The sequence below is a fragment of the Pseudomonas sp. HS-18 genome, assembly GCF_020401845.1.
In the GTDB taxonomy this organism is placed as follows: Bacteria; Pseudomonadota; Gammaproteobacteria; order Pseudomonadales; family Pseudomonadaceae; genus Pseudomonas; species Pseudomonas nitroreducens.
In genome coordinates this window covers 830,888-847,910 of record NZ_CP084413.1, presented here as the reverse complement: position 1 = coordinate 847,910, position 17,023 = coordinate 830,888, and the positions used below count along the sequence as shown (strand labels likewise).

The window sequence follows — 17,023 nt, the reverse complement described above, 5'->3', positions numbered from 1 at the left end:
CACTGGCACGGACTTACCTGAAGAAGACAGTTGCTCCTACAAGAGCAGGAGCCCTTGCGCGAATTTCAGGTTTTGCGCGGCTTGGCCCGCGCCGTCGGCTCGGCGATCAGCGGGTCGTCCGGCCAGTAGTAAACTTTATCACCTTGCTGTCTGAACATTGACAACAAAAAATCCCAATGAGCACTAGGCCTAGAGAGCAAAAACTGTCAATCCAAATCTAGTCAATCCATGTTGCAGTGATTGACAATAAATATGTTAATTAAGGCAAGGATTGACAGCTGCATCGGACGCCTATTCTGCGATAGGCTGTCAATCATTGACACTCTATAAGATAAATCAATTCCTAATTGGCACCACTTTTGTGCTTTTCAACTGCTGCTCAAGGATTCTCACCCTTTCCACCAGCTGTATGTTCTGGGTTAGCACTCGGAAGAGATGAAATTTTACTGCTTCCAATTCGCTAGAGGTCTGCTCAATTTTTTGCTTAGCTCTACGAATCTGGGTTTGACTTGTGATGGATGTGCTCGTCATCCCTTTTCTATATGACTCAATAAGCGCGATCAGTGGCGCATGGCTTGGCCTTGCCTTTTTGAGATAACCTCTATCAAATCCAGCCTCAACACTCACTATACCGGCTGTTATTTTGGATCTATCAATATCAACATGTGCAGCGACAACGGGCTTACCCGTCTTAAGACGCTCAAATGCCTCTTCGCACCGGGCCACGCCGTCCATCAAATGATCAGGCCTACTCATATAACCTCCTTAGCTTGGATGTGCCGCTCTCGGTAAGATACGAGATCGTCAAGATCTTTCTTAACGACCTGATACTCACCTGAGTTAAGGTCGTAAACCTCTAGGTCTGCTTTTGCCTCACCAATTGCTTGGTCAAGCCTGTCCGGCTTGATCAGACTGCCTGGACAGCTTAGGCAGGTTATGTAGTTCCCCAGCATGAAAGCCTCACAGGGGCCAGTTTTCATGCAGGCACCTAAGAATGTTTTCCGATAAGAAATATGCCCCTGCTCAACCCGCTTGAGCGTCTCCTCTCGAACGTCCTCAATGAGCACTTCGCCATCGTCTAATCGTTGCCTCTGCTTTTCGACGTATGACCCAACCCCGCCAAAAAGCCTCGTATCAGACCCAAGCACTTCGGTCAGCAAGTCGTATGCAACACTGATCGGCACACCTGTCTGAAAATCGTATGCCATATGGTTATTGGGGAGTACATACTCACCTGTTTTTGGATCGTAGTATCCAAAAACAGTTTTCAACTGGTCAAAGTTATTCGCGTAGTAACGTGACATCTGGATGGTCAAGTGCTTGAATTGTTTCTTGAGGCTTGGCAGTGAAATAAAACCACTACTGCTACCATAGAAGGCTAGAGAACGTCGGAATTGGTGACTGGTAAATGGCCACGGCGCTCCGACTTTGAAACTGGCCTCGGTATCAAAAGACCTTTCAGGAGCCGAAGCCTCCAGTTCGACTAGATCGCTTGGAGAAATTTTGGTGGCTTTTGCCAGCGACTCCAATCTCATATTACCGAGGCCCTGACTCGCCAGTTCCTTGTGATCCCTCCTGATAAGGACTGTGGGACTAATGAGTAAGGGCGCAACATCCAGAGATACGTCATAGAAACGAGAGAGAGACCGACATACTGCTCTTGCTACATCAATAGCCTTTACGACTTCAGAAGCTGCCAGCCAGGATGCTTCGGCCTTATAGCCCGTGAATTTTGTTGTGGTCGATATCAAGTCAACTAGAACTGCCTTATTTCGGACAATCCCATCCGTATCCACCAGCGCAGGAGTTATCTCTGCTTGAGAAATACAATTGTAAGGCAAACGTAAAACTTCCTGATCACGCATACCTGTATAGCAGTGGATAACGGTTTTGACCAAATACTGGATATTTGACAAAATCCTACCCAAACCTCGCCTTTCCTCACAGGCAAAATCACCTACAAAAAAGTCTTGTAGACCATACTCTTCAACAGTAGCTGCGAAGTTCGTTAGCCCATGCTCCTCAAGCCTCTGCCTTGTCGCCTTCAAGCGAGAGTACCCGCCGTATTCCTTATCGATAAACCGGACAATAAATGGCTCCAGGCGATCCATATACTTATGTACATGATCCACCTGATCAGCCAGGTAATTAATGGTGTTAAGATAAATTGAGGTAGGAATAACAGGATGCTGCTTGAATTCGAATCTCCCATATTCTAGTTCCAACCCCTGAACTCGATAACCGAGACGGTCCTCCCCCACACCCACAAGCTGGACCAGAAGAGCGCGTAAAATTTTCTTCCTTGCGACCCCTAACTGGTTGTCCCTCATAAACGCAGCTAAATAGACAGGCGTGGTTAGCATCTGCCTCAAGCTAAGCAAACCTATAAGCGGTTTGCTTTCTTGAGCAGCGCAATATTTAGCCAACGACATGAGGATGTAGTGACTATTGCGAAGTGTGGCAACGCTTAGTGCTCCCATGCGCCCAGCTGACGAAAAGTAAACGAGGCAGAACACCAGAAATTTCGCCTCATTTTTAAGGTTATCGAACCTACCATCAGGGCTTTCCAAACCCCGACTAAAATCCATAACCGGCACTGTCTTGGCGCTGAGCCGCAGGGGATTGAAATCCCAGCGATCTTGACCATAAATCGCTGTAGCGACACCGCTCGATGATCTGCACAATACAAAATCTGGAGCAGGCGCTAGACCACCATAGTTGCTTGGTAGCGGCTCGAAAACTGGCGTTGCCTCACCCGAATATAGAGCACTGTAGAATTCCGCACTCAAAACACAACCCCCACCTGCTCGTAGCGTTGCAATCGCTTTTCCCAAAAGTGCGTAAGCTCACCCAGCTCATGTACCCTGTACTTTACTGACTCAACCAATCGATTGGCGTTTTCTGAGCGCTTAGCTATCGCATCTAGGATGAACTCAATACGCACCGAAAGCTCCTGAAACATCTGCTCTGCGTGCCCTATATCTGGCGAGCCAAGCCTAACAGCGTTAACCACAAACTGTAGACTTAGAAGTTTGTGGATGTCTTCTTCATCGGCATGACAGAGATAGTTGGCACAGAAGAGGCATCCGTACTGGGAACGACAATCGGGCGTTATTGGCACAGACTCAAGGATTTTCACAGGCCTCTCAAAATCATCACAGTGGCCTGATGCAATTTTTTTTGAGTCTCCATCAGCACGAGATTTGACCATCTCGGCTGCTTTCCGGACAGAGTTCCAGAAGTCCCCATACTCCGTTTTCATCCTATCCAGTCTCGTCTCTGAATAGCTTGCAGCATTCGTTTTCTGACTGTGATTCATCACCTCAGCAACGATAGATGGGGACACGCGCAGCTCATGTAAAATCAAGCTCTTGAGCTTTCTAGCTAGCGAACCTGGAATATTCTTACAGTCAGCCGGGAGGAAAACTCCTTGAAGCCGTTTGAAAAATGTACTGGAAAAAGCCTCATTTAGCTTTGAGAACTGTCCAGTATAAAATCCTGTGCGTTTCATTTTGAAAAATAGGTACTGACATTCGGCGCCGTTTAAAATCCACTCCCGAAGCTTAAGGTACTCTCGTAGTAGCGGCAAACCTGTCCTACGACCAACTGCATAGCGTGTAATGCGCCCACCAGCTCTGAATTTGACCGAGGTAAGCTCTTTTTTAACTACTGATTTCTCTACCTCAACAGCTTCAAGATAGTCAAATTCAATAAACTCACTCGGATTAGCAGCAGTGATCAGCACGAACAGACACGCATAAGCACTGGCAGCCATCGACGCCAATCTAATCCGTTGCTGATGGCGCTTATCGCTATTCGCGGCGTCGATATTCTGCTGCGCTTCTTCTAGGGCGCGAATTGAGACGCTTCGATTGTACCCTGTAAGCTCCTGGTACTCCTCAACGGAGGAAATCCTTAATTCGCCTGCGTTGTACACAGGCGAAGAGCCCTCCTCCAAAGTTAAAGGTGTCAGCCATCCCACCATGCTGGGGAACACGGCAACCTCATTATTGGCAACGGTAATGCGAAATGGGAAATTTTCTTCTTTCAAAACAAAATCAGTTAGCTTCCTAGCAATATCGATGCAGGTTGAAACGTATTGCTGAACCAAGTCCTCACTTGGAGGAGTAGCTGGGTTACGCGCAATTCTGAAAGCAGGCGCGAGGCTGGTGACGTGAGCGGCATCACCTGGGAATTTAAGTTCTATAAGTGTCTGCAACGTCTGCTGACGGTGACCACAGGTCGTAGGCGATAGTTTTCTATCTACAAGGATTAGATGCTTAAGGTGATCAGACAGCGCAACATAAGCGCTCCCTGCTTGCTCTAGGCTTTCATGCCACTGGCTATGACCATTCTGATCGCACCAATCCATTACAACTTTAATCTTTTTCAAAAATGCAAGGATGCTTTTGTGGCGCAACCCGCCTGAGTAGATACCATCAATGATATCTCTGATCAGTTCTCTACGCCCAGGCACCAGACTGGAAAGATCTACAGCTATCGGATACGCAGCCAAAACATGATCCGATTCAAAATTTCGACGCGAGTAAGCAATACTCCCAATATCAAACGGAGCTTTACGTGCATCCTCATGGAGTTGAATCCGTACCCGCTCAGGGTATAGAAATTCTCTGCCAAGATCCTTGACATCAAAAACATCAGTATCACGAAGAGTGAGTACGTGGCTAAGCACTCAATTCCTCCAAGCTCAAGTCACTGTAACTACCAAAGCTAATAAGCCAGTCTTCGTAGCGCTCTTGGGCGACCATTTTTTCTGAATACATCAAGAAAAGCTTCAAATAGTTCTCGGTAGTTTCTCGATTCTTGTGGTGCAACCGATGTTGAATAATCGAAATTTCTTCACCATATTGCAGCCGCCCCTTTTTCAATAAGGGTAGTAGCTTTTGATACAACTGAAAAGCGAATGTCGCTCGCAGCCAGTGATAACTAAAGCTAGTTGGAAAATTGCTTCCGACAGTTCGCAGCAATTTTTGTTTCAGGTTCTCAGTTACCTGCCCCGTAGGCCGAGATTTGACGAACTCATACCGAGGATCATCTTCAGCCATATAGTAGCAATTACCTTGATCAGACAAGAAAACGTAGACATCTTGCTCATCAAAGGTTATGCCGGGCTCAAGATCTCGCATTTTCTCAAGAAATGCCTTCCTACGCCTTAACGCTAATGGAGAACTGGCCCAGACCTTAAGGTCATCGGCCAACTGACGCGGAAAATAGACTCTCTGCTCCTTGTCGAACTTCGTGTCGATTCCTGTCCCCGGCCCAGCCTTGATTAGGTAAGTCCCGTCGGGCCTCAGATTTTCATCTGAGAAGCTATCCAGGTGGCGTAGCCTGAGGGTGAGCACGGTTTGCTTCCTGGCACCTGTCATAAGGGCTGTAAGGACGATCAGCCGCTCTTGGGCAGACCAACTCGGGAGGTATATAGATTCCAGCAGTTGGCTCAATTGAGTATTTGTAAGAGGCCGAAGATCCTCACCATCATCCCGCACGTAACCGATGGGGACTGGACTTGCAGGAGCCGTGGGACGTGTTTGGCTTCTTTTCTCAACATCGAGACTGATGTTCCCCCGCGCCCCTTGAACCATGAGCTTTAGCTTCTTTACGGTATCCACCCTATTGATATCAATTGGGTGCCAAAAGCGAGCTACGAACTTATAGAAATCATACACAATCCCAGTGTATTGATTGACTACCTGGCCTCCTTTGCCTCCTTTTTCGAGAAGATGCCTGTAATACCTGTAAGTAGGCCGCAGGGACGGTCGCTTGCCTGAGAAGTCGGTCCAGTCGATATTCTCTGACTCACAGAACAATAGGTAGTCTAAGAGCTTACTGGCTTTACGCCTCACATCGTCAGTAGGCCTTGTTCTTGCCACTTTGTTAGCCACTAGGCTGAGCAGATAAGAATTCGCCTCCTGCCAGGGCAGTCCATCAGCATGGAAAAGCATGGGGAAGTTGTATATATCACCTCTCCCGTCCTCTGAGCCGGGCTCATTCAGCTGGTAGACAGTCATCTTTGGGTCAGAAAGCGCAATACTGCTCTCAACCCCACCCTCTGGGCATTCAGAGACGTATAACTCGGCAAATGCATCAGCAAGTCGGGGAATGACCACAAGCCTACTCCCCTGAACCAACTCTTCGGATTGCGCCATCATTTTGCCCTCAGATGAAATGGCGTCAATCCTACACGTTAGAAGATAGAAATCAACGCTTGTCGTCCTTACCTGTCAATATTTTAGCGTTAAGAGATTCAACCCAAGGATCAAGCTTATTGAATAGCTTCGGGTAGCGCCCCTTGAGGTCCTTCTTCACTTCGGCATAGGTACTGCGCCAGAAGTTGGCCAGGTCCTGGGTCACCTGTACCGGCCGCTGCGCCGGAGAGAGCAGGTGCAACTTGACCGCCACCCGGCCCTGGGCGATGCGCGGCGTATCGGCGAGGCCGAACAGCTCCTGCAGGCGCACAGCGAGGACCGGCGGGAACTCGCTGTAGTCCAGGCGGATGTTCGAGCCGGACGGCACCTGCAACGTGCGCGGCGCCAGTTCGTCCAGGCGTTGCGGCAATGGCCAGGGCAGCTGCGCATGGAGAATTCCGCTCAAGTCCAGGTTGCCGAAATGCGAGAGCCGCGAAACCTTGCCCAGGTAAGGCAGCAGCCAGTTCTCCAGCGAGCCCAGCAAGGCGGCGTCGCTGACGTCCGGCCACTCGCTCTCGCCCTTGCCCTCCAGGTCCAGCCGCCGCAACAGCGCGATGCGTGCCTGCCACTGGCGCAGCTCCGGCGTCCAGGGTAACAACTCCAGGCCCTTGCGGCGCACCAGCCCGAGCAGCGCGCGGCTGCGGGCTTCGGCGTCCAGATTGGGCAGCGCCTCGGTGGACAGCACCAGCTCGCCGACCTTGCGCTGTCGCTCGGCGCACAATACGCCTTCGCGCTCGTCCCAGTCCAGTTCGTCGTGGACGCTGACCTGCTCGGCGAGAATCGACTCGAACAGCGCCGGCTCCAGCGCCGCCGCCAGGTAGATGCGCTCCTCGCGCTGGCCCTGGCGGCTGCCGAGGTCGGCGATCACCAGCCAGGCTTCCTTCATCAGCGCATCCGGCTCGCCGAACAGCGCGGCGCGACCGTTGGCCAGGCGGTATTCGCCGCCACCGGCGCGGCGCTGGCGGGCGATACGGTCCGGGTAGGCAAAGGCCAGCAGGCCGCCGAGCCAGCGCGGATGATCCGGATCGCTCACCGGTTCGCGTGCCGGGCCACGCAGGTAGCCCTTGAACTGCCGCGCCAGCTGGCGAACGCGCTGCACCGCGCCGCGGCTGGCGCGCGGGCCATTCTGCTCGCCGGCCAGCAGGGCGATGCGGTGATGCAGGTCGGCGTCGTTACCGCGCAGGATGTCGCGCTCGCCCAGCAGGGCGGCCAGATCACAGGCCAATTGTCCCAGCCCCAACGCGTGGCCGCGCAGCAGCAGGTGGGCGATTCGCGGGTGCGCCGGCACCTCGGCCATGGCCTGGCCGTGGGGCGTGAGACTGCCGCCGCCGGCGCGGGAGGCCAGCGCGCCGAGACGCTCCAGCAGGTCCTGGGCCTGTGCATAAGCGGCGGCGGGCGGCAGGTCGAGCCAGGCCAGCTCCTGCGGGGCCACGCCCCAGCGCGCCAGTTGCAGCGCGAGGCCGGCGAGGTCGGCCTGGAGAATTTCCGCCGCGCCATAGGCCGGCAGTTGATCGTGCTGCGCCTCGGACCACAGGCAGTAGCAGGCGCCGGGTTCCAGGCGCCCGGCACGGCCGGCGCGCTGGGTGGCGGAGGCGCGGGAGATGCGCTGGGTATCCAGGCGGGTCATGCCGCTGCCCGGATCGAAGCGCGGCACCCGCGCCAGCCCGGCATCCACCACGACGCGCACGCCATCGATGGTCAGGCTGGTCTCGGCAATATTCGTGGCCAGCACCACCTTGCGCTTACCCGCCGGCGCGGGCTCAATGGCAGCGCGCTGGGCGTCCAGATCAAGCTCGCCGTGCAGCGGGCAGATGAGTACTTCAGGCCGACCAGCCAGTGTGTCGCCCAGCTGTTCGGCGACGCGGCGAATCTCCGCCTGGCCGGGCAGGAACACCAGCAGGCTGCCGGGTTCATCCGCCAGCGCCTGCTGCACGGTCTGCACCACGCGCGGCTCGATGAATTCGCCGGCCTGCCAGGGGCGGCCCCAGCGGATGCCCACCGGGAACATGCGGCCCTCGCTGCGTACCACCGGGGCATCGTCCAGCAACGTGGAGAGGCGCTCGCCCTCCAGGGTCGCGGACATCACCAGCACCTTGAGCGGCGGCTCGTCGCGCAGCAGCGCGCGGCCGTTGAGGGTCAGCGCCAGGGCCAGATCAGCGTCAAGGGAGCGCTCGTGGAATTCGTCGAAGATCACCAGGCCCACGCCTTCCAGCGCCGGGTCATCCTGGAGGCGGCGCGCGAGGATGCCTTCGGTAACCACCTCGATGCGCGTCTTCGGGCCGACCCTGCTATCCAGGCGGATGCGGTAACCAACGGTCTCGCCGACTGTCTCGCCCAGCTCACTGGACAGGCGCTCGGCGGCAGCGCGGGCAGCCAGGCGGCGTGGTTCCAGCATCAGGATCGACTGCCCGGCCAGCCACGCCTCGCCCAGCAGCGCCAGCGGCACGCGGGTGGTCTTGCCGGCGCCGGGCGGCGCTTCCAGTACCACCTCATGGCGCTCGGCCAGGGCCTGGCGCAGGACGGGAAGGACGCTGTCGATGGGAAGGGCGTTCATGCCGGCTCCTGGAATTTCATGGGGCAGTAACCCCGATTGCGCGGGGGCCGGCGATTATAGCGGGCGAACCACGATGCCAACTCGGCAGTCATAGAAGCAACGAGAACGCCGCATAGTGCGAATCTGCCAGCAGCGACAGCGAGCTCGTTGATATAGTTGTCCGCATCATCCTCCCGGAGGTCTTCCATGCGTCTTGCCACCCGTGTGTCCTGCGCCGTTCTGAGCGCCGCCCTGTTCAGCCAGCTGACCGCCTGCGGCACCCTGTTCTACCCCGATCGCCGCGGCCAGATCGACGGCCGTATCGACCCCGCCATCGTCGCCTTCGACGCCATCGGACTGTTGTTCTACGTCATCCCGGGCCTGATTGCCTTCGGCGTAGACTTCGCCACCGGCGCGATCTACCTGCCCGATGCGAAGTACTCGGTCGCGCCGGAAAAGCTCAAGGATGCCGTGGGTGAAGACGGCACCGTGGACAAGGCTAAACTCAAGGCGATCCTCGAGCGTGAAACCGGCCGCAGCCTGCCCCTGGACGACCCGCGTCTGATCCAGCGCAGCGGCAGCCTCCAACAACTCGCCAGCCTGGGCCTGCGCCCGGAGGCCTGATATGCACGGCGCTCTCGCTTCACACCTTCAGCAACTCCTGGCGTACCACCAGTGGGCCTACGAACGCATCCTGGAGGCCATAGCGCCCCTGGATGAAGAGACCTACCGCGCGCCGCGCGGGCTGTTCTTCGGCAGCCTTCACGGCACCCTCAACCACCTCGCGGTGGTCGATCGCATCTGGTTCGCCCGAGTGCAGCGAGAGCCCTGGCAGTTCGAACGCCTCGACGCCGAGGCGGCGCCTGATCGCGCCGGCCTCGCCGACTTCCTCAATGACGGTGTCGGCGCCTGGCGCCTATGGCTGAGCAAGCAGAGCGATGCCACCCTCGGCACCCAGCTGGACTACCGCAACATGGCCGGGCAGGAACACCGCCAGAGCCTGGCGAACATCGTCCAGCACCTGGTCAACCACGGCACCCACCATCGCGGGCAAATGAGCGCCGCGCTCACTGCGCTGGACCAGAAGGCGCCGCTGCTGGACTACATCTACTTCCTGCCCAACCGCCTGGACACCTGATGCTCAAGCACGCCAGCCACTCCCACCTCATGCGGCTGGCGACCTTCGCGTCGCTCGGCGTCGCCACCACCCTGATCGTCGCCAAGGCCATCGCCTGGTGGCTCAGTGGCTCGGTCAGCCTGCTGGCCGGTCTCACCGATTCGCTGCTCGACGGCGCCGCTTCCTTCCTCAACCTGCTGGCGGTGCACTACGCCATCCGCCCCGCGGACGACGACCATCGCTACGGCCACGGCAAGGCGGAATCACTGTCCGGGCTGGCGCAAGCGCTGTTCATCGCGGTCAGCGCCGTACTGGTAGGCACCCAGGCCATCGACCGGCTGCAACATCCCGAGCCGGTGGAAGCCGTCGGCTGGGGCATTGCGGTGATGATCCTGTCGCTGGTACTCACCGCCGGCCTGCTGACGGTACAGGGCTACGTGGTGAAGATCACCGGTTCCAATGCCATCCGCGCCGACTCCCTGCACTACCGCTCGGACCTGTTGCTCAACAGCAGCATCCTGGTCGCCCTGGTGCTGGCGAACTTCGGCTGGCAACAGATGGACGCCCTCTTCGGCCTGGGCATCGCCCTGTACATCCTCTGGAGCTCCTTCCAGATCGCCCGCGAATCCATCGCGGTGCTGATGGACGAGGAACTACCGCCCGACGTCAGCACGCGCATGCTCGAACTGGTGCGCGAAGTACCCGGCGTGCTCGGCGCCCATGACCTGCGCACGCGGATTTCCGGCACGCACTGGTTCGTTCAGCTGCACCTGGAGCTGCCCGGCGAGCTGTCGCTGTCCAAGGCGCATCACCTGTGCGACGAGGCGGTGCTGGCGATCCACAAGGAATTCCCGCGGGCCGAGGTGCTGGTGCACGCCGACCCGCAGGAAGTGGTGGGCAAAGAGACGATCAGCTAGAGAGCATCAGTTGACGCTGTAGCCGCGCCCGCTCAGGCAGGCGCCCAGGGCGCGGCGGTAGTTGTCGGCGACGTACGCCGGCGGCGCGTAGCTGGCCGATGCCGGATCGAAGCCACTTTGTTGCACGGCCCAGCCATGGCATTCGTAGCGGTCACGGGCCTGCTGGTCCGGCCCCTGGTTGTACAGCGGATAGGCGATCACGTCATAGCCGGTCTGTGCCACGGCCACCGGTTGCTGCTGGGGCGGTGCCACGACTTCGTAGTCCTGCGAACTGGCCTGCCACAGGTAGTAGGTGCCGGCAGCCAGGAAGTAGCCGATGCTGCCGACCCACACCTGCTCGGCATAGGAGGGCAGGTAGCGCACGCGCACGCCGTAGGGCGGCGTCACTACCACGTAACGAGATCCGTAGGGACGGTACCAGTAGCCGTCGTTGAAGTAGTAGTCATTGCCACGATAAGGCACGCGGTAGTGCCCGCTCGGCATGGCATTCACCACATAGCCCGGCCGCCAGTAGGACGGATGTGGCCCCCAGTTGCCGTGGGACGGCGGCCGCCCCTGCCAGTTGCCGGATGGTGGGCGCACTTCATGGGAACCGAACTTGCCCGCGTTGCCATTGTTGGCCGGCGGACGGTTCTGCCATTGACTATCGCCATAGCCCGGCGGGCGACCCTGACCGCCCTGCCACTGATTGCCATTCTGGCCCGGAGGGCGGCCGTGCCACTGGCCATTGTCATGGCCGTTACCGGCGCCGTTTGGCGGATGCCCTTGCCATTGGCCGTTGTTATTACCGCCATTGCCCGGAGGGCGGCCCTGCCACGGGCCATTGTTTCCACCGCTGGGCGGGCGCCCCTGCCAGCCACCGCCGGAACCGTTCGGGACTTCGTGGGAACCGAACTTGCCACCGCCAGCGTTGCCCGAACCGCCGGAAGGACGTCCCTGGCCACCGCCCTGGCTCGGCGGCTGGCCCTGGCCGCCCTGCATATCCGCGCCGCCAAAACCGGCAGCCGTGGCGGTCTGCACGGCCAGCGCCAGCGAAAGCACAGCGAAGGAGGCGAACCGCCCAATGCCCGACTTCATGAATTCCTCACTTCGGCGACGGCCGAAAACAGTGATGTGACAATGCCATAGACCACGGCGCAACGCCCGCATTGCAAGGTGTTGGGTAAAGTCAGGGTAAAGATGGGGGGGCAGATCGCGGGCAAGAAAAAAGGGAGGCTCGTCAGCCTCCCTTTGTGGAATCTCGTCCTGCTCGTCGCTGTTGGCGCCGGCTCACCTCGCTCCGCCTTCTGGGCAGTGCGCAGCCCGGTGGCCGGCGCGATCCTGTGGGGTCGGCGGGCCGCGAAGCGCCTGATTGGGCGGATCGCAGGGGGACGTGATGTCCGGGCTGTGAATCTGGAAGAAATAGTACGGCGACAGAGCGGATAAATGATTGCTAAGATTGCTCATAAAGGCACCACATGAGCAACAAACAGCCAAAAATTACGCCAAAAGCGCAATTCAATTAAACTCCGAGGCTTTCATGGACAAGCTGGACCGCTACGACCTGCGAATTCTTGCCGAACTGCAACGCGACGCGCGCATCTCCAATCAGGAGCTGGCCGAACGCATCGGCCTGTCGCCCTCCCCCTGCTCGCGGCGGGTCAAGCAGCTCGAAGACGATGGCTACATCGTCCGCCAGGTCGCCCTGCTGGACAGCAAGAAGCTCGGCCTGAGCCTCACCGCCTTCGTGCTGATCGGCATGGACCGGCACACCCCGGAACGCTTCGAGCATTTCCAGCAGATCATCGGCAAGTGCCCCGAGGTGCTGGAATGCAGCCTGGTGACCGGGATGGACGCGGACTACCAGCTCAAGGTGATGGTGCCGGACATGGAGCACTACCAGCACTTCCTGCTCGGCACCGTCACGCGCATCGAAGGCGTTACCAGCGTGCGGTCGAGCTTCGTGCTGCGCAACGTTCTGGCCAGCACCGAGTTGCCGCTGGACCACCTGCGCGTCTGATCAGTTTTTGCAGGAGCGGCCAGACCTGCGACACAGCACCGCACCCTGCCTCCCGCCGAACGAAATCGATACCGGAAATTTCCCCGCCAGCCGGGCTGCGGCGGGAATTTTCGCGGCATTGCGTGCGTCGCTCAGGAGGAACTGCTCAATTTATGAACGGCTCTGAACGACAAAGCGCCGCATGCGTATAATGCGCGCCTTCTCCACCACCACCCTCAGTCCCGGCGCCCCACGAGACACATCCGTACCGGGCAGGAGCAGCAATGAACGAAAGTTTCGAAGACTGGATGATGTATGGCCTGGTAACCGGCCTGATCCTGTTCATGGCCTTCATCGTCTGGGACCTTGCCAAGAAGTCCAAGGCCGGCCGCATGGGCACCATGGTGTTGTTCTTCGCACTGGGCCTGGGCGTGCTCGGCTTCTTGATCAAGTCGGTGGTCGTCGCCGGACTCGAAGGCGGATTCTGACCCCCGCCTCGCCCCGGCCCCTCAGAGTTCGGGGCTGACTTCCCGCCATTCCCCCGGCTGCAGCCCATCCAGCTGCCACGGCCCGATGCGCACGCGCACCAGGCGCAGCGTGGGCAGGCCGACTGCCGCCGTCATCCGCCGGACCTGGCGATTGCGCCCCTCGCGGATCACCAGCTCCAGCCAGGCCGTAGGCACCGACTTGCGGAAGCGCACCGGCGGGTCGCGCTCCCACAACTGCGGTTCTTCCAGCCGCCGGGCCTCGGCCGGCAAAGTCGGGCCGTCGTTGAGCTGCACGCCCTTGCGCAGCAGGGCGAGCTGTTCGTCGCTCGGCTCGCCTTCCACCTGCACCCAATACGTCTTCGGCAGCTTGTGCCTGGGATCGGCAATCCGCGCCTGCAGGCGGCCGTCGTTGGTCAGCAGCAACAGGCCTTCGCTGTCGCGGTCCAGCCGCCCGGCCGGATAGACGCCCGGCATATCGACAAAATCCTTCAGCGTTGCGCGGCCATCGCTGTCGTTGAACTGCGTCAGCACGTCGAACGGCTTGTTCAGCAGGATCAGCCTGGGTTGTGCCGGCGGCGCCTTGGCCACCCGGCGAGACGTGGGACGGACGGCAGGACGGCGATTGGCGGGACGCGGAGGACGGGGCATGGCGAAAAGACTGGTAACCGAGGTTGGGGGTACGGCGAATGCCCGGCATGCTAGGTTGTGCCGAGTCCTCCTCGCAAGAGCACGCACGAGCATGCCCATGAGCCACCCCACCTGGCTGATCACCTTGCAGAACCTCAGCGGGCGCCTCGGCGCCCGCTATCGCGGCCCGCAGACGGCGCACTTCGACGGTACCCGCTTTCACAATCTTGACCGCCAACCGCACAACGGCCTGCGCGCCTTCCTCAAGTGGCAGCGCGAACGCGGCCGCCAGCAGGAATGGATTGCCCAGCCCGGCCCCGACGTCCGCACGGAGACGCCGGCCCGCGTGGAAGGCGACGAACTGCGCGTGACCTACATCAACCACGCGACCCTGCTGATCCAGCACCGCGGCCTGAACATCCTCACCGACCCGCTCTGGTGCGAGCGCACCAGCCCGTTCAGCTTCGTCGGCCCCAAGCGCGTGCACCCGCCGGGCCTGGCGCTGGACGAGTTGCCGCCGATCAACCTGATCCTGGTCAGCCACAACCACTACGACCACCTGGATATCCACAGCCTGCGCGAGCTGGCCCGGCGCTTCCCGTCAGCGAAAGTGGTGACCGGCCTGGGCAACGGCGAGTTGATCCGCGCCTGCGGCTTCACTGACATCGTCGAACTGGACTGGTGGCAGAGCCTGCCGATGCCCGAGGGCATGCTGCTCACCGGCGTGCCGGCGCAACACTGGTCGGCGCGCTCGCGGCGCGACACCAACCGCACGCTGTGGATGGGTTTCGTGCTGGAGTCGCCGGACGGCCCGCTGTTGTTCCCTGGCGATACCGGGCTGGGCGAGGAATTTCGGCTGATGCACGAGCGCTTCGGTCCGATGCGCTTTGCCGCCCTGCCCATCGGCGCCTATGAGCCGCGCTGGTTCATGCGTCACCACCACATGAACCCGGACGACGCCGTACAGGCGCACCAGCATCTCGACTCGCAATGCAGCATGGCGATCCACTTCGGCACCTTCCGCCTGAGCGACGAAGGACAGTTCACGCCGCTCAGCGATCTGGCCGTGGCGCTCCAGCAGCGCGGTGTGCCAGCGGGGCGTTTCCGGGCTCCGAAGCCGGGGGAGCAATGGCGGATACCTCCGCTTCGTTAGAGCTCGGCGTGCCCGGCGGACGCTGCCACTCCGGCGGCGCCCACAGGTGCTTGAGGCGCAGCCGCAACGGGCCCGGCCGGGCCAGGTCACGGAACATGTCGACCCACTCGTGCAGGTTCAGCCACAACGGGTTGTAGCTCTCCACCTGGCGCACGATGCCGTACTCCGGCGTTTCGCGTTCCTCGACGAAGGTGCCGAACAGTCGGTCGTAGATGATGAGCACGCCACCGTAGTTGCGGTCGATGTACTGCGGATTGCGCCCATGGTGGGCACGGTGGTGGGAAGGGGTGTTGAACAGCCACTCGATGGCTCCGGGCAACTTGCCGACCCCCTGGGTGTGCAGGAAGTACTGATAGGCCAGGCTCACCGAAAGCATGAACAGAACCCACTCCGGGGCGAATCCCAGCCAGACCAATGGCAAATAGAACAGCCAGTTTCCGGCGAAGCCATAGAACAGGCTCTGGCGCATGGCCGTCGTGAAATTCATGTGCCGCGAGGAGTGATGCACCACGTGGGCGGCCCAGAACCAGCGAATACGGTGGCTGGCCCAGTGAAAGAGGAAAAAGCAGAACTCCAGCAGGAAGAACAGCAGGACAAAAGCCAGCGGAGTCATCTCGAACTGCAGCAGGCGATGTGCGAAAAGCAGCCGATAGACCGGCAACACCAGGATCGCCACCAGCACGGCATCCACCACCAGATAGAGGCATCCCAGCCCCAGGCTGGCCAGCGAGTCACCGAGCCGAAAGACCCCGCGCCGACGTAGCGCCAGCCACTCGACGAGTAATGTGGCGATGAACAGCGGCGTCAGGATCAGCAGCAAGTCGCGCAGTGGATCGATAGCGGCGACCCAGGACGTCAAACCAGTGGGCAGATCAGGCATGGCGAGGCTCCTGCAAGGTATGTCCTGCGTAGAGCTTGTCGAAAGTTGGGCTGACCGGATTGACCAGCCCCGCTAACTTCTTGACCTATCGCGTCAATCGGCAGACCTGCCCATGGCCCAACAGCACATCGCCAGCAGCTACGCCCGGCTGCTCTACGAGTTCCTCGCCACCCGCGGGGTCGACGCACAGGCTTTGCTCGGCCCCTTGCCGGCCCCCGCGAGCGGCTTGATTCCCCTGGCCCAATGGCAGGTATTGCTGCAGCGCGCGGATTCCCGGCTGGGCGAGCCCGCCATCGGCCTGCGCATCGCCGAAGGGATCGGACCGCAGCACTTCGGTGTGGTGGGCTATGCCGGGCGCACGTGCGCGACACTCGCCGATGCCCTGCAGCGCCTGGAGCGTTACCAGGGGCTGGTCTATGACGTGAATCCGGTCAGAGTGCGCGCAGAAGGCAACCTCCTGCTGCTGGAATGGGGCACCGAGCGCGGCAGGCCGGGCCAACTGGTCGACGAGACCGGCGTGGCTGCCCTGGTTCAGCTAGCCCGTCGCATCTGCGATCAAGCTCTGCTGCCGTCCGAGGTGCATTTCGTCAACCCGTCGCCAGCGGACATCGGCGCCTATCTGGACTTTTTCGGCTGCCCGGTGCGCTTCGGCCAACCCGCGACACGCCTGAGCCTGCCTTTGGCCTATCTACAACTGCCACTGCAACAAGCCGATCCGGCGCTTCTGGAGTTGCTCGACGAACAGGCCGAAGGCTTTCTCCGCCAACGAGGACACTCCGCGCTCCTGCACAGCTGCCAACAGGCACTGGCCCGCCTGCTGCCCGAGGGACGCGGCAACATCGCCGACCTGGCCGGGCAATTGAACCGATCGCCACGCACCCTGCAACGTCATCTGCAGGCCGAGGGCAGCAGCTTCCAGCAACTCCTGGACGACACCCGCCGCCAGTTGGCTGAGCGTTATCTCAGCGATGCTGCTCTCCCACTTGGCGAGATTGCCGCACGACTTGGTTTCTCCGAACAGAGTGCGTTCAGCCGCGCGTTCCGCCACTGGTACGGAACAGCTCCCCTGGCCTGGCGGCGGCACCTGACCAGGAGTCCGCACGCCGCGCCTCTGGACCGGTGAA

Annotated in this window: 15 protein-coding genes; 7 read left to right on the top strand and 8 right to left on the bottom strand. The window is 59.6% G+C overall.

What is annotated here, in order from left to right; translation table 11 throughout:
• Positions 1-336: 336 nt before the first annotated feature.
• Genes LDJ84_RS04055 through hrpB form a run of 5 tightly spaced genes read right to left on the bottom strand, consistent with a single transcriptional unit; the run spans position 337 to position 8,760 of the window.
• Complete coding sequence (locus tag LDJ84_RS04055) at positions 337-756, bottom strand: hypothetical protein (RefSeq protein WP_082450447.1); 420 nt, start codon at positions 754-756, stop codon at positions 337-339.
• Positions 753-2,789 carry a hypothetical protein gene (locus LDJ84_RS04050; protein ID WP_054906806.1) on the bottom strand — a complete coding sequence of 679 codons (2,037 nt, stop codon included), beginning with the start codon at positions 2,787-2,789 and terminating at the stop codon, positions 753-755. Before LDJ84_RS04050 ends, LDJ84_RS04055 begins: the two co-directional genes overlap by 4 nt.
• Positions 2,786-4,693: a hypothetical protein gene (locus tag LDJ84_RS04045; RefSeq protein WP_064979866.1), complete on the bottom strand. Its 1,908-nt coding sequence runs from the start codon at positions 4,691-4,693 to the stop codon at positions 2,786-2,788. The genes LDJ84_RS04050 and LDJ84_RS04045 overlap by 4 nt, the downstream gene beginning before the upstream one ends.
• Entirely contained in the window at positions 4,686-6,167 is a 1,482-nt protein-coding gene (locus tag LDJ84_RS04040) for a site-specific integrase (RefSeq protein ID WP_054906852.1), read from the bottom strand. The genes LDJ84_RS04045 and LDJ84_RS04040 overlap by 8 nt, the downstream gene beginning before the upstream one ends.
• 52 nt (positions 6,168-6,219) lie before the next feature.
• Entirely contained in the window at positions 6,220-8,760 is a 2,541-nt protein-coding gene (gene hrpB, locus LDJ84_RS04035) for an ATP-dependent helicase HrpB (protein WP_226045929.1), read from the bottom strand.
• A 186-nt stretch (positions 8,761-8,946) separates the two neighbouring features.
• On the opposite strand from hrpB, the gene LDJ84_RS04030 reads away from it, so the two are divergent.
• From LDJ84_RS04030 to LDJ84_RS04020, 3 genes are read left to right on the top strand one after another with little or no spacing between them, the layout of a single operon-like run.
• On the top strand, positions 8,947-9,363 hold the full coding sequence (locus LDJ84_RS04030; RefSeq protein ID WP_024763942.1) for a polyribonucleotide nucleotidyltransferase: 417 nt from the start codon (positions 8,947-8,949) through the stop codon (positions 9,361-9,363).
• Between the two features lies 1 nt (position 9,364).
• Entirely contained in the window at positions 9,365-9,877 is a 513-nt protein-coding gene (locus LDJ84_RS04025) for a DinB family protein (RefSeq protein ID WP_193452669.1), read from the top strand.
• A complete protein-coding gene (locus LDJ84_RS04020) occupies positions 9,877-10,773 on the top strand; it encodes a cation diffusion facilitator family transporter (protein ID WP_024763944.1) in 897 nt (298 codons plus the stop codon). Before LDJ84_RS04025 ends, LDJ84_RS04020 begins: the two co-directional genes overlap by 1 nt.
• Before the next feature lie 6 nt (positions 10,774-10,779).
• Here the strand turns inward: LDJ84_RS04020 and LDJ84_RS04015 are convergent, their stop codons facing one another.
• Positions 10,780-11,850 (bottom strand): DUF6515 family protein, encoded by a 1,071-nt coding sequence (locus LDJ84_RS04015; RefSeq protein WP_226045928.1) that lies wholly within the window; start codon positions 11,848-11,850, stop codon positions 10,780-10,782.
• Positions 11,851-12,292: 442 nt separating this feature from the next.
• Between LDJ84_RS04015 and LDJ84_RS04010 the strand changes: the two genes are divergently transcribed.
• Positions 12,293-12,772 carry an Lrp/AsnC family transcriptional regulator gene (locus tag LDJ84_RS04010; RefSeq protein WP_024763946.1) on the top strand — a complete coding sequence of 160 codons (480 nt, stop codon included), beginning with the start codon at positions 12,293-12,295 and terminating at the stop codon, positions 12,770-12,772.
• Between the two features lie 263 nt (positions 12,773-13,035).
• A complete protein-coding gene (locus LDJ84_RS04005; RefSeq protein ID WP_015475469.1) occupies positions 13,036-13,239 on the top strand; it encodes a DUF2788 domain-containing protein in 204 nt (67 codons plus the stop codon).
• Between the two features lie 21 nt (positions 13,240-13,260).
• On the opposite strand, the gene LDJ84_RS04000 is transcribed toward LDJ84_RS04005, so the two are convergent.
• Entirely contained in the window at positions 13,261-13,827 is a 567-nt protein-coding gene (locus LDJ84_RS04000; protein ID WP_037006932.1) for a pseudouridine synthase, read from the bottom strand.
• A 151-nt stretch (positions 13,828-13,978) separates the two neighbouring features.
• On the opposite strand from LDJ84_RS04000, the gene LDJ84_RS03995 reads away from it, so the two are divergent.
• Positions 13,979-15,019 (top strand): MBL fold metallo-hydrolase, encoded by a 1,041-nt coding sequence (locus LDJ84_RS03995; protein ID WP_226045927.1) that lies wholly within the window; start codon positions 13,979-13,981, stop codon positions 15,017-15,019.
• Here the strand turns inward: LDJ84_RS03995 and LDJ84_RS03990 are convergent.
• Positions 14,919-15,899: a sterol desaturase family protein gene (locus LDJ84_RS03990; protein ID WP_226045926.1), complete on the bottom strand. Its 981-nt coding sequence runs from the start codon at positions 15,897-15,899 to the stop codon at positions 14,919-14,921. The two genes, LDJ84_RS03995 and LDJ84_RS03990, sit on opposite strands and share 101 nt — an antisense overlap.
• Positions 15,900-16,011: 112 nt before the next feature.
• Between LDJ84_RS03990 and LDJ84_RS03985 the strand changes: the two genes are divergently transcribed.
• Positions 16,012-17,022 carry an AraC family transcriptional regulator gene (locus tag LDJ84_RS03985; RefSeq protein ID WP_037010384.1) on the top strand — a complete coding sequence of 337 codons (1,011 nt, stop codon included), beginning with the start codon at positions 16,012-16,014 and terminating at the stop codon, positions 17,020-17,022.
• Position 17,023 lies beyond the last annotated feature (1 nt).

What these genes read in the sequence shown, in the direction of transcription:
- LDJ84_RS04010 (WP_024763946.1), top strand. Translation starts at nt 12,293, where the DNA reads ATGGACAAGCTGGACCGCTACGACCTGCGAATTCTTGCCGAACTGCAA.
- LDJ84_RS04015 (WP_226045928.1), bottom strand. Translation starts at nt 11,850, where the DNA reads ATGAAGTCGGGCATTGGGCGGTTCGCCTCCTTCGCTGTGCTTTCGCTG.
- LDJ84_RS04005 (WP_015475469.1), top strand. Translation starts at nt 13,036, where the DNA reads ATGAACGAAAGTTTCGAAGACTGGATGATGTATGGCCTGGTAACCGGC.
- LDJ84_RS04030 (WP_024763942.1), top strand. Translation starts at nt 8,947, where the DNA reads ATGCGTCTTGCCACCCGTGTGTCCTGCGCCGTTCTGAGCGCCGCCCTG.
- LDJ84_RS04055 (WP_082450447.1), bottom strand. Translation starts at nt 756, where the DNA reads ATGAGTAGGCCTGATCATTTGATGGACGGCGTGGCCCGGTGCGAAGAG.
- LDJ84_RS03985 (WP_037010384.1), top strand. Translation starts at nt 16,012, where the DNA reads ATGGCCCAACAGCACATCGCCAGCAGCTACGCCCGGCTGCTCTACGAG.
- LDJ84_RS04025 (WP_193452669.1), top strand. Translation starts at nt 9,365, where the DNA reads ATGCACGGCGCTCTCGCTTCACACCTTCAGCAACTCCTGGCGTACCAC.
- LDJ84_RS04040 (WP_054906852.1), bottom strand. Translation starts at nt 6,167, where the DNA reads ATGGCGCAATCCGAAGAGTTGGTTCAGGGGAGTAGGCTTGTGGTCATT.
- LDJ84_RS03990 (WP_226045926.1), bottom strand. Translation starts at nt 15,899, where the DNA reads ATGCCTGATCTGCCCACTGGTTTGACGTCCTGGGTCGCCGCTATCGAT.
- hrpB (WP_226045929.1), bottom strand. Translation starts at nt 8,760, where the DNA reads ATGAACGCCCTTCCCATCGACAGCGTCCTTCCCGTCCTGCGCCAGGCC.
- LDJ84_RS03995 (WP_226045927.1), top strand. Translation starts at nt 13,979, where the DNA reads ATGCCCATGAGCCACCCCACCTGGCTGATCACCTTGCAGAACCTCAGC.
- LDJ84_RS04020 (WP_024763944.1), top strand. Translation starts at nt 9,877, where the DNA reads ATGCTCAAGCACGCCAGCCACTCCCACCTCATGCGGCTGGCGACCTTC.